Origin of the sequence: Mesorhizobium sp. M4B.F.Ca.ET.017.02.2.1 (assembly GCF_003998955.1) — a bacterium.
In the GTDB taxonomy this organism is placed as follows: Bacteria; Pseudomonadota; Alphaproteobacteria; order Rhizobiales; family Rhizobiaceae; genus Mesorhizobium; species Mesorhizobium abyssinicae.
In genome coordinates, this window is sequence record NZ_RZOF01000038.1 from 1 (window position 1) to 15,000 (window position 15,000).

A 15,000-nucleotide genomic window follows, 5' to 3' on the forward strand; every position below is an offset into this window, starting at 1 on the left:
CCGTCGGAGAGCACGGCATTGGTGGTGTGCATCACCTCAGGCTTGTAGGGATGGCGGGCAGCGACCGCCTCGTCGACTTCGATGCCGAGCCCCGGCGCTTCCGGCACCTGCCAACAGCCATCGACCATGCGGATCGGCCCTTTCACCACCTCGAAATACCAGGGCACCGCGCCGACCATCTCTTCCTGGATCAGATGATTGGGGGTGGAGACGGCAAAATGCAGCGCCGCCGCACCGGCGATCGGGCCGAGCGGGTTGTGCGGCGCCACGCCAACCGACACCGCCTCGGCCATCGCCGCGATCTTCTTCGCCTCGAGCAGGCCGCCGCAATGGCAGATGTCTGGCTGCACGATGTCGACCGCCCTTGCCCGGAACAGATCGTCGAATTCGGCACGGTCGATGAGCCGCTCGCCGGTGGCGATCGGCACGTGCGACTTGGCGGCGAGCTGCGTCAGTGCGCCGGTCTCGCCGGGCGGCAGCGGCTCCTCGATGAACATCGGCCGGTATGGCGCAAGCACGTCGATATAGGCGAGCGCGGTCGAGGCCGAGGCGGGGCGGCCGTGGAAATCGACCATGATCTCGACCTCGGGACCGACCGTCTTACGCAGCGCCTCCATCAGCCGGCCAACCTTTTCGACCTCGACCAGCGGCGCGTGGTAGTGGCTGTAGGGGATGAAGACGGCCTTCAGCGCGCGATAGCCCTTGGCCACCACTTCGGAGGCGCGCTTCACCAGCGGCTCGGCGTCGAGCGTCTCGTACACGGCGCGCATGTCGCCGAGGCCGAGATGGGTGTAGACCTTGACCCGGTCGCGCACCTTGCCGCCGAGCAGCCGCCAGACCGGCTGGCCAAGCCATTTGCCGAAAATATCCCACAGCGCCAGTTCGATGCCGGAGACGGCCGACATGCCGATCACGCCGAGCCGCCAGAACGAATGCTTCTTGAGGATGCGCACCGCCTGCTCGATGTCGCGCGGATCGCGCCCGATCAGAAGCGGCGCCAGGTCGTTGACGGCGCCGACGACGGCCTGGGTCTTCCACTCCAGCGTCGCCTCGCCCCAGCCATAGAGGCCCGGCTGGTCGGTCTCGATGCGCACGAACACCCAGTTGCGCATGTCCGCGTTCACGACGCGCGTGGTGATCGCCACGATTCTCAAGCGCTACTCCTCCCAGGCGACACTTAGATCATATGAAATTGAGTTATCATATGATCTAAAATGGCGTCAAGGCAGAAATCTCAGCCCTTGGCGTGAAGATCGTCGGCGGCGATGTCGAGCAGTCGGTTCATGGCCGCGCGGGCGCCGGCCGTATCGCGGATGCGGATCGCTTCCAGCACCGCGACATGCGCCGAGAGCGCGCGCGACTGCGCTTCCATCAACGGATTGGTGACGAGGAAGGTGGCGCGCAAGGCGGCCTCAAGCATGCCGACCAGCCCCTTCAGCACGACATTGTGGCTGGCGGCGATCACGCCCTTGTGGAAGGCCAGGTCCGCCTGGCAGACCGCATTGAGATCATTCGGGATGTTGTCGCGCATACCGACCACGGCGCGCTCGATTTCGGCAAGGTCGGCCGCCGTGGCGCGCCTGGCCGCGAGCTCCGCCGCGGCGGGCTCGAAGATCCTGCGCGCCTCGAGCAGGCCGGAAACCAGTTCCTCGTCGTCCTGGATGGACGGGTGCCAGCCGAGCACGACCGGATCGAGCAGCCGCCAATTGTCGCGCGCCAGCACGCGCACGCCGGCGCGGCGCCTCGCTTCGACAAGGCCCTTCGCCGACAGGACCTTGACCGCTTCCCGGACCGAAGTGCGGCTGACGCCCAGCATGGCGCACAGTTCCTCTTCGCGCGGCAGGGCGTCTCCCGGCGCGTATTCTCCGCCCAGGATGCGGCTGCCGAGCACGCTGACCACGGCGTTGTGCACGCTGGCGCCGGTCTGGTCGACCGATGGCATCCAGCCGAGTGCATCTGAAGGAGCTATGGTTTCCACGCAGATCCTCTCCCGATAGAGCGCCGTTGCAAGCTGTTTTATGAGAGGCTAGGTCTTATGTAAATCATTCATTCATACGATCTATAACGGGCTCCGCAATCGCCATGCTGCAGATCTCCAATGACACGCTGGCGCTTTCGGTCGATCTTGCCGGCGGCGCGATCCATCGCTTCGACCGCCACGCGGCGAGCGGTCCGGTTCCCGTTTTCCACCGTGGAGCGGTGGAAGCGGATGTGTGTTTTCCGCTGATCCCGTTCGGCAACCGGCTGCGCGGCAACGCCTTTGTCTTCGATGGAGGAACCCATCGTCTGCAACCGAACACTGCGAGCGATCCGCACTACATTCACGGCGACGCCTGGCTTGGCCATTGGCGGACCATCGCTCACGACCATCACGAGCTGACCATCGCCTACGATCATGCCGGCAAGGATGGACCCTACGCCTACCGCGCCGAGCAGCGTTTTGCCCTCTCCGACAACATGCTGTCCGTCAGCCTTTCGGTGACCAACCGCGCGCGCCGGCGCCTGCCCTACGGGCTCGGCCTGCATCCGTTCCTGCCGATGACGCCGGCCACCATCGTCGACTTCACCGCCGAGCGCTACTGGGAGCAGGACGCGGCTTTCCTGCCGCTGAAGAGCCATCCTGCGCGCGGCGGCATGGATTTTTCCGGCGGCCGCCGGCTGCCCGGGACCTGGATGAACACCGAGTTCGAAGGCTGGAACGGCGCGGCGACCATAATGTGGCCGGAGACCGGATCGCGTCTGCGGATCGAGGCCGATGCGCAATTCTCGCGCTGCATGATCTTCGTTTCGGACACGGCCTTCGACGCGCTCTATCGCCATGACTGGTTCTGCTTCGAGCCGATGACCCACAGCGTCGACGCGCATCATCGAGCCGATCTCGGCGGGCTGGTTGCGCTCGAGCCGGACGAGACGTCGGCCGGCTCGTGCCGGTTCATCGTGGAGTGACACGCGCCGGCTCCTCGACAAGCGAAGCGGTGGCGTTCATCTTAGCTCTGTCTAACGAATGTCTACAAACTTTATAGACATTTATTCCGGAGCAGGTCATACTGCCCATCCAAGTGCCTGACTTTTTCGCCATTCGTGTTCGTATGATCAGGAGATGACGATGACGCAGACATTTCCGGAGATCGTTCCAGATCCCACCACCGTCAGGCCGGTGTAGCAGACCAATCAACTCATCATGGGCGCGGGGGCGTTGGACGGCAGGCATTGCTGCCGCGATCGAGGAGGAGACCGATGACCACACGCCTGCTGCCCGCACTGCACGAGGGCCATGCCCCAATCCAGCTGCATGGCGCCTTCGACGAGGCTCTGGAAGCCTACCAGGCCTGGACTCCGGGCACGGACGAACCGCAAGTCGAGTTCGAAGGCCATTTGATCCCCATCAGCTCGGTCTTCGGCCGCATGCGGACCTGCACCGACATCCTGCCTTGGCGCATCGAGGCCGATGTCCTGGACACCGTCGGTGGCATGTTGCCCGCCGGCGGCGAAAGGTCGATCACCTATGCAGACGCCGCGCTCGTCCTTCGCGCCCTGTGCGTGGATCGCCTTCGCGACGACGGCGGTGTCCGATTTGCAGTAAGATGAAGCCTTTGCGTGCCGCGTGAGGCTGTCAACAACCTGACGCGCCTGCGGCGGCACAGGGGCTGCAAGACAAAGAAAGCGGGACCGGTCGTACCATACCGGCCCCGCTGCCTGTCATGGGTCTCAGCGCGCTGCCCAGGCCAGCCCACGGCGCAGGATGGTCCGCATCTGCGGCACCTCGAACTCCTTGGCCACATGCCCCAGCGACGAGTAGAACACGCGGCCCTTGCCGTGCCGGCGCTTCCAGACCACCGGCATGACGACGCCGTCGATCCAAGGGGCGTGCGCGCCCGTGAACGTGGTGGTCGCCAGCACCTCGTTCGACGGGTCGACATGCATGTAGTACTGCTCGGAGCGGTAGGGGAAATCGTCGATGCCGCTCATGATCGGATCGTCGCGGCGGACGATGTCGACCTGGTAGTCGATGATGTTGCCGGGATGGGCGACCCACTGGCCGCCGCACATGAATTGGTAATCGGTCGATTCGCGGAACGCATCGCCCATGCCGCCATGGTAACCGCCAAGGCCGACGCCTCCCGCGATTGCGCTGACGAGGTTGGACTCCTCGGCCTTGCTCAGCTTGGACATGGTGTAGATTGGCACGATCAGGCTGAGGTCGGCGATTGCGGGATCGGCGAATGCCGCGGTCGAGGTCTCGACGCGAACGGCAAATCCCTCTTCCTCGAGCATCGCCTTGACGGCGCGCGCGCCGAGTTCCGGCTCGTGGCCTTCCCAGCCGCCCCAAACGATCAGTGCCTGCCGCATCCTTCACTCCTGTCTTCGCAATCTGCCCGGGTGTCCCTGGATCCGGCCAATATGACCGCACAGTGATCCGCAGGCCACATGCGCACGGCAGAGCCCGCGGGTGAGCGACGACCATAGGCGCATTTGTCTTGCGGCCAAGTCCACGCTCTGATTCCATTTGCCGGAGCGATAGAACCTGATTCTTGCACTTTGGCGCGCTCGAATGTCGCGCCGACTGGAAGATTTTTCGTCGATCCAAGCGCCAGGTGCATTTCAAGGAGATACGGCGATGAACACCGCGACAAGGCCAGCAATCTCGGAAATGAGGCCGAAGATAACGGTCGTCGGTGTTGGCGGCGGCGGCGGAAACGCGATCAACAACATGATTGCCGAGAACCTGCAGGGCGCCGAGTTCATCGTCGCCAATACCGATGCGCAGGCGCTCACCATGTCCAAGGCACCGAGGCTGATCCAATTGGGAGCCCGTATCACAGAGGGCCTGGGCGCCGGTTCGCTGCCCGAAGTCGGCCGTGCCGCCGCTGAAGAATCGATCGACGAAATCATGGATCACCTTGCGGGAACGCATATGTGCTTTGTGACCGCGGGCATGGGAGGCGGAACCGGCACCGGCGCTGCTCCCGTCATCGCGAATGCCGCGCGCGCGGCCGGCATCCTGACGGTGGCGGTCGTCACCAAACCGTTCAGCTTCGAGGGCAAGCGGCGGATGCAATCGGCCCAGGAAGGCATCGAGCGGCTTCGCGAATGCGCCGATACGGTAATCGTCATCCCGAACCAGAACCTGTTCAGGGTCGCCGACGCCAAGACGACGTTCGCCGACGCTTTTGCCATGGCGGATCGGGTCCTTTACTCGGGCGTCGGCTGCATCACCGACCTCATCGTCAAGGAGGGCCTGATCAATCTCGACTTCGCCGATGTGAAGTCGGTGATGCGCGACATGGGCCGCGCAATGATGGGGACCGGGGAAGCCACGGGTGAAGGGCGGGCCAAGAACGCCGCGGAGGCGGCGATTGCAAACCCGCTGCTCGACGAAGCGTCCATGATCGGTGCCAGGGGCGTCCTTGTCTCGATCTCGGGCGGCACGGACATGACGCTGTTCGAGGTCGACGAGGCCGCCACCCGCATCCGCGAAGAGGTCGACGCTGATGCCGATATCATCGTCGGCGCCATATTCGACCGGGCGCTCGCCGGGAAATTCAGGGTCTCGGTCGTCGCAACGGGATTGCGACAGGGACCTGAGCTGCCGATGTAGGGGCTTCACGCCGATTTTTGTCACAACAGGCCTATTGCCCGGCCCTACCCAAGCGATACGTCCGGCGGCGTTTGCCGGAACAGGAAAGCCCTCTTCGAGTTGATACTCTGATCAACAGTCGGCGTTGCGGGATGCACCGCAGCGCAAACAGGAGAGGAAACTCCCATGGGTCTCGGCACAATTCTTATCATTCTACTGATTCTCATCTTGCTTGGCGGCTTCAGTGGCCTTGGCGGCGGACCGTTTTACGGCACCGGCTACTACGGCGGCGGCGGCCTTGGGCTGGTCTTGCTGATCGTCATCATCCTGGTTGTCCTCGGCCGTCTGTAGCGACGCCGGCAGACCTGGCATTGCCCGCTGATCGAGCAGCGATCGGCGGGCTTTTGTCTGTGGCGAGCCGCCGTCGGATAGCGCGGAGGGAGCATTGGTCCGCAAACTCGACCTCAGAAGCGGCCGGCCGGTCTGGTTCGCCTATCGCGCGCCGCCGGTGCCCACAGGAAAGTTGACGCGAGACATAAAGGCCGAGGTGCTGGTCGTCGGCATGGGCATCAGCGGCGCCATGATGGCGGACGCACTGGCGCGCGCGGGCCATGGCGTGGTCTGCATCGATCGGCGCGGCCCGCTTCTGGGATCGACCTCGGCGACGACGGCGCTGGTGCAATTTGAACTTGATCAACCGCTGATCAAACTTGCCGCGATCAAGGGCAAGATCGACGCCGTGCGCGCGTGGCGGCGCTCGCGCCTGGCCGTGGTCAATCTTCGCGGGCGGATTGCCGAACTCGGCATAACCTGCAACCCGGCACGCTTGCCGTCACTCTATCTTGCCGGCAATCTGCTCGCGCCGGCGCAGCTGCGCGACGAAAGCGATGCCCGCCGGCAGGCCGGGATCGCCGCGACCTATCTTACCCGCAGGGCTCTGTCGGATAGTTTCGGCATCGATCGCGCGGCTGCCATCCTCAGCCACGACAACATTGCGCTCGACCCGCGCAAGCTAACCGCCGGGCTCCTGCTCAGCGCGGTGGGGCGCAAGGCGCGCCTTTATGCCCCTGTGGAGGCGGACGAGATCAGGAGCGATCGCGACGAGGTCGTTGTCAAAACCGGCGGTGGTCCGACGATCACCGCGCGACATCTGGTGCTCGCCACCGGCTATGAGTTGACCGACATCATCCCGGCCACCGCGCACAGCATCGTTTCGACCTGGGCAATCGCCACAGCGCGCCAGCCAAAAGACATATGGCCAGGCGCCGCTTTGCTTTGGGAGGCGTCGGAGCCTTACCTTTACATCCGCACGACGGCGGATGGCCGCGTCATCTGCGGCGGCGAGGACGAGGATTTCACCGATGAGGAGCATCGCGATGCGTTGATCGCCAAAAAGTCCAAGCGCCTGGCGGCAAAACTGGGCCGCTTGTTGCCGAAGCTGGACACCAGGCCGGAATTCTCGTGGACCGGCTCCTTCGGAACCACAACCTCCGGCCTGCCCTATATCGGCGCCCTGCCCCGCCACCCGCGCATTCACGCCGTGATGGGCTATGGCGGCAATGGCATCACCTTCTCGCAGCTCGCTTCCGAGATGGTTTCATCGGCGATTGACGGCCTCGAGGACATCGATACAGATCTGTTTGCATTCCCGGCGCACGGATAGGCCCCATCGGACCCGTCTGGAGATTATCCGGGGATGCGCGGCGTATGCCGTACGTCCTCTGCCGGGTCGGCATCGATGCGCGCCTTGTCCGGGTCGAAGGCGCCGTGACGGGCGATGGCCAAAGCGGCTGTTTCGGGCGTCTCATAGGCCCACATGAAATCGTCGGCCGATCCGCCGACGGCATGGACGCGCCAGTAACTTGCCGTGCCCAAGGGCGAGCTTGTGGTGGTGTTCGTCTTCTCGAAAAGTTCGAAATAGATGTCTTCGAACGGTATGTAGAAGACCGGATCGCCTCCGCCTTCATGGAGCACCTTCGCCCGCTCGCTGGACGCCACCACGGCGTCCGAGAACCTGACTGTCACCGTGCCGTCAAAGGGCACGATGGCAAGCGCGGCGGCAGGATAGGTTGGACTGGCGACAGGGGTTTGCATTGTCGAACTCCTTGACCTGATGTGCGTTGGAAACGTCGCTCAGCCACGGCAGTTCCGGCTCCGCGCGCAATTGGCGCAAAACCTTTTCGTCCCACAGGCGTTGTTCCTTCTTCAGGCTAACAGACAGCCATCCACGTCGAGCAATGGAGGCTCAGAGGATGTATTTCATTGCCCTGGCGACGGACTATGACGGCACACTGGCGCACGATGGCATCGTCACCAAAAAGACGCTGTCGGCGCTCGAGCAGTTGAAGAAGACCGGCCGCAAACTGATCCTGGTGACGGGACGCGAGTTGCCCGACCTCAAGCGGGTTTTTCCGGAACTCGCATTGTTCGACAAGGTCGTCGCCGAAAACGGAGCGCTGGTCTACACGCCCGCCAGCGAGGAGGAGCGCACGATATCGCCATCGCCGTCGGCCGATCTCGTCGCCGGGCTGAAGAAGCGCGGCGTGAAACCGCTTTCCGTCGGGCGCTCCATCGTCGCCACCTGGGAGCCTCACCAGGCCACGGTGCTCGACGTCATCAAGAAACTCGGGCTGGAACTGGAGATCATCTTCAACAAGGGCGCGGTGATGATCCTGCCGAGCGGCATCAACAAGGCGACCGGGCTCGCCGCCGCGCTTGGCGATCTTCGCCTGTCGCCGCGCAACGCGGTGGGGGTCGGCGACGCGGAAAACGATCATGCCTTCCTGCAGGCCTGTGGCTGCAGCGTTGCTGTCGACAATGCGCTGCCGGCGGTCAAGAACACCGCCGATCTCGTCACGCGCGGAGCACGCGGCAAGGGCGTGGAGGAACTGATCGGCAAATTGATCAAGCACGATCGCGGGCTCGTCAAAAGGCCCCGCGACGGCATCCTGCTTGGTACGTCCGGCGGCAAGGACGTCTATCTGTCGCCGACCGACACTGTCCTGATCGCCGGCAGTTCCGGCATCGGCAAATCCACGCTGGCCACCGCCCTGACCGAGCGCTTCGTCGAGACCGGCTATCAGTTCTGCATCTTCGACCCGGAAGGCGACTATGACGGCCTGCAAGGTGCGGTCAAGCTCGGCGACGGGTCGAGTGTGCCGACGAAGGAACAGCTGCTCGACCTGATCGAGAAGCCGGACACCAATGTGGTGGTCAATGGGCTGGCGTTGCGGGTCAACGAACGGCCCGACTTCTTCGCCGACCTGCTGCCAGGCCTCGGCAGCTTCCGCTACCGCACGGCGAGGCCGCACTGGCTGGTCATCGACGAAGCCCATCATCTCCTGCCGAAACGCCGCGACGACACGCGCGCCGTGCTGTCGCTGGAATTGCCGGGCACGGTGCTCATCACCGTCCATCCGGAAGCGATCTCGACCGATGCCTTGCGCCTGGTGACAGCGGTCATCGCGCTTGGCCCAAAGGCGAAGAGCGTCGTGCGGACATTCTGTCACGAGACCGGCGTTGAAGAGCCGGGCGCGATGTCGTCGCAAAAGGGTGACCGCGTGCTGTTCTGGCGGCCGCGCAATGGCAAGAAGCCGATGTCGGTCAAGGCGATCGAGCCGCGCCAGTCGCTCAAACGGCACAGCCGCAAATATGCCGAGGGGCAACTCGACGAGGCCGGCAGCTTCTATTTCAGGGGCCCGGACGATGCCATGAACCTCAGGGCGCACAATCTGATTATCTTCGCCCAGATGGCCGAGGGCATCGACGACAAGACCTGGGAGCATCATCTGCGCGCCGGCGACTACTCGGAATGGTTCCGCCATCAGATCAGGGACAAGGACCTCGCCCGCGAAACCGAGACCGCGGAGAAGGACAAGACGCTGTCGGCGCAGGAAAGCCGCAAGCGCGTGCTCGACGCGGTGCGCCGGCGCTACACGGCCCCCGCCACCGCTCCGGTACAGTAGCGCGGGGGCGCGACCGCCGAGTTGCCGCCAACGGTCATACACGGTCGACCAACAGAAAAAGAAAGCCGCCAGGAGGCTCAGGATGAAATCCCAACTCGTTGCCGAAAGTGCCGAACAGAGGACCTTCATCGTGGTCCTGGACATGGGTGAAGAGGCCTTCTCGGCACTGACGGCGTTTGCCGCCGATCACGATATCGGCAGCGCCTCGCTGACCGCCATCGGCGCCTTCGAAAGGGCGACCGTCGGATGGTTCGACTTTGAAAAGACCGAATACCGCAGGATTCCGGTGCTGGAACAGTGCGAAGTGCTGAGCGCAATCGGCGATATCGCTCAGGGCGACGACGGCAGGCCAAGCCTCCACGTCCACGCCGTGCTCGGCCTGGCGGACGGCACGACGCGCGGCGGACATCTGCTGAACGGGTTCGTGCGGCCGACGCTGGAGGTCACGCTGGTCGAAACGCCTGGCCACTTGCGGCGCAGGACACGCCCGGAACTTGGCATCGCCCTCATCGACCTTGACGCATGAGGACTTTCAGCCCTGTTCTTCCTTGGCGGGCTTGCCGGTCGTCGCCTCTGGCGGTTTCTCCCAGCCGAACACGCTGCGGCCGCCAAGCAGGTGCGACTGGTCGAACTCGCCGGCGACGATCTCTTTCAAACTGGGACGGGTGACGTAGCGTTCGACCTGACGGGACTGGTCGTCCAGCCGCTTCAGGGCGCCGATCTCCTCCTCCCGACCCAGCCTCGCCTTTTGCATCGCCGACTTCAGCACGCCGATCGTTTCATCATAGACTTTGAGCGGCACCGGGAACGGGTGCCGGTCCTTGCCGCCATGCGCCAGGGAAAAGCGTCCGGGATCGGAAAACCGGCATGGCGCTCCGTGCAGAACCTCGGCCACCAGCGCAAGGGCCCGCACCGTGCGGGCGCCGACGCCGGGCACCAGCAGCAGCCCGGCAAAATCCTCCGGACCGCGATCGGCCGCCGCCGCGATGTTGCCGTGCAGGCGGCGCATGACGACATCGCTTTCGCGCACATCGTGGTGTGCCGGCATCACCAGATGCGGCAGCAGCGGCTGCGCCGGCGGCGGCGGCGCGCCACGCTCCAGCGCCGAAAGCTCGCTCACGATCCGGTCCGGTCCGAGATTGTGCAGAAGCTCCAGTTGCCGCTGTCGCGAGGCATCGGCGCGCCGGTCGGTCAGGTTGACGATCTCCCCTTGGTTGGCGCCCTCGATCGCGGCATGCGGCTGGTCGACGAAGCTTTTCAGGCCTTCGGACAGCCAGTGATAGCGGCGCGCCACCCGGCTATCGCCGTTCATGCCCTGTTGCACGACGACCCAGTTGCCGTCATCGGTGACGATGAAGCCGTGCAGGTAGAGATCGAATCCGTCCTGCACCGCGGCGCTGTCGACCTTGGCGACCAGCCGGCTGGCTGTCGCCAGCCTGTCGCCATCGAAGCCGACGCGCTCGCCGATGGTGGCAAGCTCCTGCGGGGTCTTGCGCGAGTGCGCGCCACGGCCGCCGCAGACGTGGATGCCGAGCTCGCCGGAAAGCGGCGACAGACCGCGCTTCAGGGCGCCGACAACGCTGGTGGTGATCCCGGACGAATGCCAGTCCATGCCCATGACGGCGCCGAAGGACTGGAACCAGAACGGATGCGCCAGGCGGCGCAGCAATTCGTCGCGGCCGTAGTGATGGACAATCGCCTCGCACATGACGGCGCCAAGCCGGGTCATGCGATCGCCGAGCCATTTCGGCACGCGCCCGCCGTGCAGCGGAAGATCCGCACTTCCCGATCGCTGTGCCACCAAGTTTCTCCAGATACGCGGCAGGCTTCTGCGCCTTCGCTCCGGTCAGGAATGCATAGCCGCCGGTTCGATCATCACGCAAAGGACGGCAAAACTGGCGACGGCGCGCAGCCCAAAAGGGCTTTCTGAAGATCGGTTCGGTAGGCCGCGGCGTCAAGATCATCGGCGCCGTTCAGCGCTCGACTTTCTTGACGCCGCAGTCACCGGGTTGCGGGGCTAGGGTGACCATCGTTGGCTGCCAAAGCAAAAGGCCCGCTGGCGAGGAGCCAAGCGGGCCTTTTGATTTGGTTGCGGGGACAGGATTTGAACCTGTGACCTTCAGGTTATGAGCCTGACGAGCTACCGGGCTGCTCCACCCCGCGTCAACTACGAGCAAGCGTTTGCTTGCGACCACGAGCAAGCGTTGGCTTGCGTCCTTAGAGGTAAGTTTTTGCTTACCGGAATCAAGAGGTCTGCCAAATGAAAGGGCCGCTTGCGCGGCCCGGGCTCCCGTTTGGCGGGCCTCATGCATGTCGCTCAAAAGTGTTAGCGGTTTTGAGGCAACGCCATGCATCACAACAATCGTAATGAGAAGATGAACGTGCGTTTGGCAGACCTGGCAGCGACCTACTCTCCCGCGTCTTGAGACGAAGTACCATCAGCGCTGGAGCGTTTCACGGCCGAGTTCGGAATGGGATCGGGTGCAGCCGCTCCGCCATAACCACCAGGTCGGCAAAACGCACGTTGTTCGAGAAGCTTTTTGAGCGAATAGCCGATGGTGAGCAGCCGATAGGGAACCCTATTTGCTGCTTCTCCAAGCTGTTCGCTGGTCTTTGTTGTGCCCTCACATCCTCCCTTTTGGGAGCGATGGACATTAGGAATGAGAACGATCAAGCCGATCGAACTATTAGTACCGGTAAGCTTCAAGCGTTGCCGCTCTTCCACACCCGGCCTATCAACGTGGTCGTCTTCCACGGTTCTCAGGGAATACTCGTTTTAAGGTGGGTTTCCCGCTTAGATGCCTTCAGCGGTTATCCCGTCCGGATATAGCTACCCTGCTATGCGGCTGGCGCCACAACAGGTCCACCAGAGATCCGTCCATCCCGGTCCTCTCGTACTAGGGACAGATCCTTTCAATATTCCTACACCCACGGCAGATAGGGACCGAACTGTCTCACGACGTTCTGAACCCAACTCACGTACCGCTTTAAATGGCGAACAGCCATACCCTTGGGACCTGCTCCAGCCCCAGGATGCGATGAGTCGACATCGAGGTGCCAAACAACCCCGTCGATATGGACTCTTGGGGGTCATCAGCCTGTTATCCCCGGCGTACCTTTTATCCGTTGAGCGATGGCCCTTCCACGCGGGACCACCGGATCACTATGACCGACTTTCGTCTCTGCTCGACTTGTCAGTCTCGCAGTCAGGCAGGCTTATGCCATTGCACTCAGCGAACGATTTCCGACCGTTCTGAGCCCACCATCGCGCGCCTCCGTTACTCTTTAGGAGGCGACCGCCCCAGTCAAACTACCCACCATACATTGTCCCGGACCCGGATAACGGGCCGCGGTTAGACATCCATAGAGATAAGGGTGGTATTTCAAGGGTGGCTCCACCAAGGCTGGCGCCCTGGCTTCAAAGCCTACCACCTATCCTACACATGCCACTACGAATGCCAATGTAAAGCTATAGTAAAGGTGCACGGGGTCTTTCCGTCTAACCGCAGGAACCCCGCATCTTCACGGGGAATTCAATTTCACTGAGTCTATGCTGGAGACAGCGGGGAAGTCGTTACGCCATTCGTGCAGGTCGGAACTTACCCGACAAGGAATTTCGCTACCTTAGGACCGTTATAGTTACGGCCGCCGTTTACTGGGGCTTCGATTCAGAGCTTGCACCCCTCCTCTTAACCTTCCAGCACCGGGCAGGCGTCAGACCCTATACGTCGCCTTGCGGCTTCGCAGAGCCCTGTGTTTTTGATAAACAGTCGCTACCCCCTGGTCTGTGCCACCCTCCTCTGCTTGCGCAGAAAAGGGTCACGCTTCTTCCGAAGTTACGCGTGCAATTTGCCGAGTTCCTTCAGCATAGTTCTCTCAAGCGCCTTGGTATACTCTACCAGACCACCAGTGTCGGTTTCGGGTACGGTCTATAAGGAGGAGCTATTTCCTGGAACCGCTCCGCTGCCCAACCAATCCGATAAGGTTGAACAACTTGTGCGATCCGTCACTACCTCCAGGCCCACGAATATTAACGTGGTTCCCATCGACTACGCGTTTCCGCCTCGTCTTAGGGGCCGGCTAACCCTGCTCAGATTAACTTTAAGCAGGAACCCTTGGTCTTTCGGCGGGGGAGTCTCTCACTCCCCTTACGTTACTCATGTCAGCATTCGCACTTCTGATACCTCCACCGCCCCTCACGGGTACGGCTTCATCAGCTTACAGAACGCTCCGCTACCGCTCGTGATTGCTCACGAACCCTAAGCTTCGGTGTATGGCTTTAGCCCCGTTACATTTTCGGCGCAAAGACCCTTATTTAGACCAGTGAGCTGTTACGCTTTCTTTAAATGATGGCTGCTTCTAAGCCAACATCCTGGTTGTTTTGGGATCCTCACATCCTTTCCCACTTAGCCATAACTTGGGGACCTTAGCTGTAGGTCAGGGTTGTTTCCCTTTTCACGACGGACGTTAGCACCCGCCGTGTGTCTGCCGACTAGTACTCCCAGGTATTCGGAGTTTGGTTAGGTTTGGTAATCCGGTGAGGACCCCTAGCCCATCCAGTGCTCTACCCCCTGGGGTATTCGGTCGACGCTCTACCTAAATAGATTTCGCGGAGAACCAGCTATTTCCGAGTTTGATTGGCCTTTCACCCCTAGCCACAAGTCATCCCGAACTATTGCAACAGTTATGGGTTCGGTCCTCCAGTAAGTGTTACCTTACCTTCAACCTGCTCATGGCTAGATCACTCGGTTTCGGGTCTAATGCGACGAACTGAACGCCCTGTTCAGACTCGCTTTCGCTGCGCCTACACCTACCGGTTTAAGCTTGCTCGTCACACTAAGTCGCTGACCCATTATACAAAAGGTACGCGGTCACCCTTGCGGGCTCCCACTGTTTGTAGGCAATCGGTTTCAGGTACTCTTTCACTCCCCTTGTCGGGGTGCTTTTCACCTTTCCCTCACGGTACTAGTTCGCTATCGGTCATGCACGAGTACTTAGGCTTGGAAGGTGGTCCTCCCAATTTCAGACAGGATTTCACGTGTCCCGCCTTACTCGAGGACGATTGATCGCATTACGCGTACGGGGCTGTCACCCGCTATGGCCCTACTTTCCAGAAGGTTCCGCTTGTCTCTCAATCGCCACTGGCCTGGTCCGGGTTCGCTCGCCACTACTTCCGGAGTCTCGGTTGATGTCCTTTCCTACGGGTACTTAGATGTTTCAGTTCCCCGCGTTCGCCACTTTATCCCTATGTATTCAGGATAAGTTACCTATTAGCGATACTTGGAAACCACAGCCGCAGCAGCGCAATCTCGAAGAGATTGTCGCATCTCTGCAGCTCTGATTTTCCAAGTACCTTAGGTGGGTTTCCCCATTCGGAAATCTACGGATCAAAGGGTATTCGCACCTCCCCGTAGCTTATCGCAGCGTATCACGTCCTTCATCGCCTGTGCATGCCAA

12 protein-coding genes, 1 tRNA gene and 2 rRNA genes (1 of these 15 only partly in view) are annotated in these 15,000 nt (G+C 62.1%); 7 read left to right on the top strand and 8 right to left on the bottom strand.

What is annotated here, in order from left to right; translation table 11 throughout:
- Together dgoD and EN738_RS07630 are read right to left on the bottom strand one after the other, a co-directional pair.
- Positions 1-1,145, bottom strand: a 1,145-nt coding sequence (gene dgoD, locus EN738_RS07625; RefSeq protein WP_245494418.1) for a galactonate dehydratase, incomplete at its 3' end; no start/stop codon positions are given.
- Between the two features lie 89 nt (positions 1,146-1,234).
- Positions 1,235-1,978 carry a FadR/GntR family transcriptional regulator gene (locus tag EN738_RS07630; RefSeq protein ID WP_127283179.1) on the bottom strand — a complete coding sequence of 248 codons (744 nt, stop codon included), beginning with the start codon at positions 1,976-1,978 and terminating at the stop codon, positions 1,235-1,237.
- A 104-nt stretch (positions 1,979-2,082) separates the two neighbouring features.
- On the opposite strand from EN738_RS07630, the gene EN738_RS07635 reads away from it, so the two are divergent.
- Positions 2,083-2,946 carry an aldose 1-epimerase gene (locus EN738_RS07635; protein ID WP_127283180.1) on the top strand — a complete coding sequence of 288 codons (864 nt, stop codon included), beginning with the start codon at positions 2,083-2,085 and terminating at the stop codon, positions 2,944-2,946.
- 291 nt (positions 2,947-3,237) lie between these two features.
- Entirely contained in the window at positions 3,238-3,588 is a 351-nt protein-coding gene (locus EN738_RS07640; protein WP_127283181.1) for a hypothetical protein, read from the top strand.
- Positions 3,589-3,708: 120 nt separating this feature from the next.
- On the opposite strand, the gene EN738_RS07645 is transcribed toward EN738_RS07640, so the two are convergent.
- Entirely contained in the window at positions 3,709-4,350 is a 642-nt protein-coding gene (locus EN738_RS07645) for a ThuA domain-containing protein (RefSeq protein WP_127283182.1), read from the bottom strand.
- Between the two features lie 268 nt (positions 4,351-4,618).
- Here EN738_RS07645 and ftsZ point away from each other — a divergent pair, with 268 nt between their 5' ends.
- The 3 genes from ftsZ (at position 4,619) to EN738_RS07660 (ending at position 7,241) form a co-directional block, all read left to right on the top strand.
- Positions 4,619-5,599, top strand: coding sequence for a cell division protein FtsZ (ftsZ, locus tag EN738_RS07650; RefSeq protein WP_127283183.1), 981 nt, complete (start codon positions 4,619-4,621; stop codon positions 5,597-5,599).
- A gap of 165 nt (positions 5,600-5,764) precedes the next feature.
- On the top strand, positions 5,765-5,929 hold the full coding sequence (locus tag EN738_RS07655) for a DUF3309 family protein (RefSeq protein WP_127283184.1): 165 nt from the start codon (positions 5,765-5,767) through the stop codon (positions 5,927-5,929).
- Between the two features lie 94 nt (positions 5,930-6,023).
- Entirely contained in the window at positions 6,024-7,241 is a 1,218-nt protein-coding gene (locus EN738_RS07660; protein ID WP_127283185.1) for an FAD-binding oxidoreductase, read from the top strand.
- 23 nt (positions 7,242-7,264) lie between these two features.
- Here EN738_RS07660 and EN738_RS07665 read toward each other — a convergent pair whose 3' ends face one another.
- Entirely contained in the window at positions 7,265-7,672 is a 408-nt protein-coding gene (locus tag EN738_RS07665) for a DUF427 domain-containing protein (RefSeq protein ID WP_127283186.1), read from the bottom strand.
- Positions 7,673-7,830: 158 nt separating this feature from the next.
- On the opposite strand from EN738_RS07665, the gene EN738_RS07670 reads away from it, so the two are divergent.
- Positions 7,831-9,543 (top strand): HAD family hydrolase, encoded by a 1,713-nt coding sequence (locus EN738_RS07670; RefSeq protein ID WP_127283187.1) that lies wholly within the window; start codon positions 7,831-7,833, stop codon positions 9,541-9,543.
- Positions 9,544-9,625: 82 nt separating this feature from the next.
- Positions 9,626-10,069, top strand: coding sequence for a PPC domain-containing DNA-binding protein (locus EN738_RS07675; protein WP_127283188.1), 444 nt, complete (start codon positions 9,626-9,628; stop codon positions 10,067-10,069).
- 6 nt (positions 10,070-10,075) lie between these two features.
- Here EN738_RS07675 and EN738_RS07680 read toward each other — a convergent pair whose 3' ends face one another.
- From EN738_RS07680 to EN738_RS07695, 4 genes are all read right to left on the bottom strand, one after another.
- Positions 10,076-11,344 (bottom strand): DUF763 domain-containing protein, encoded by a 1,269-nt coding sequence (locus EN738_RS07680; RefSeq protein ID WP_127283189.1) that lies wholly within the window; start codon positions 11,342-11,344, stop codon positions 10,076-10,078.
- A gap of 285 nt (positions 11,345-11,629) precedes the next feature.
- A tRNA-Met gene (locus EN738_RS07685) sits at positions 11,630-11,706 on the bottom strand.
- Between the two features lie 231 nt (positions 11,707-11,937).
- Positions 11,938-12,052 (bottom strand): 5S ribosomal RNA (rrf, locus tag EN738_RS07690).
- Between the two features lie 157 nt (positions 12,053-12,209).
- Positions 12,210-15,000, bottom strand: a 23S ribosomal RNA gene (locus tag EN738_RS07695) (it continues 33 nt past the right edge of the window).

What these genes read in the sequence shown, in the direction of transcription:
- EN738_RS07640 (WP_127283181.1), top strand. Translation starts at nt 3,238, where the DNA reads ATGACCACACGCCTGCTGCCCGCACTGCACGAGGGCCATGCCCCAATC.
- EN738_RS07670 (WP_127283187.1), top strand. Translation starts at nt 7,831, where the DNA reads ATGTATTTCATTGCCCTGGCGACGGACTATGACGGCACACTGGCGCAC.
- EN738_RS07645 (WP_127283182.1), bottom strand. Translation starts at nt 4,350, where the DNA reads ATGCGGCAGGCACTGATCGTTTGGGGCGGCTGGGAAGGCCACGAGCCG.
- EN738_RS07675 (WP_127283188.1), top strand. Translation starts at nt 9,626, where the DNA reads ATGAAATCCCAACTCGTTGCCGAAAGTGCCGAACAGAGGACCTTCATC.
- EN738_RS07665 (WP_127283186.1), bottom strand. Translation starts at nt 7,672, where the DNA reads ATGCAAACCCCTGTCGCCAGTCCAACCTATCCTGCCGCCGCGCTTGCC.
- EN738_RS07635 (WP_127283180.1), top strand. Translation starts at nt 2,083, where the DNA reads ATGCTGCAGATCTCCAATGACACGCTGGCGCTTTCGGTCGATCTTGCC.
- ftsZ (WP_127283183.1), top strand. Translation starts at nt 4,619, where the DNA reads ATGAACACCGCGACAAGGCCAGCAATCTCGGAAATGAGGCCGAAGATA.
- EN738_RS07655 (WP_127283184.1), top strand. Translation starts at nt 5,765, where the DNA reads ATGGGTCTCGGCACAATTCTTATCATTCTACTGATTCTCATCTTGCTT.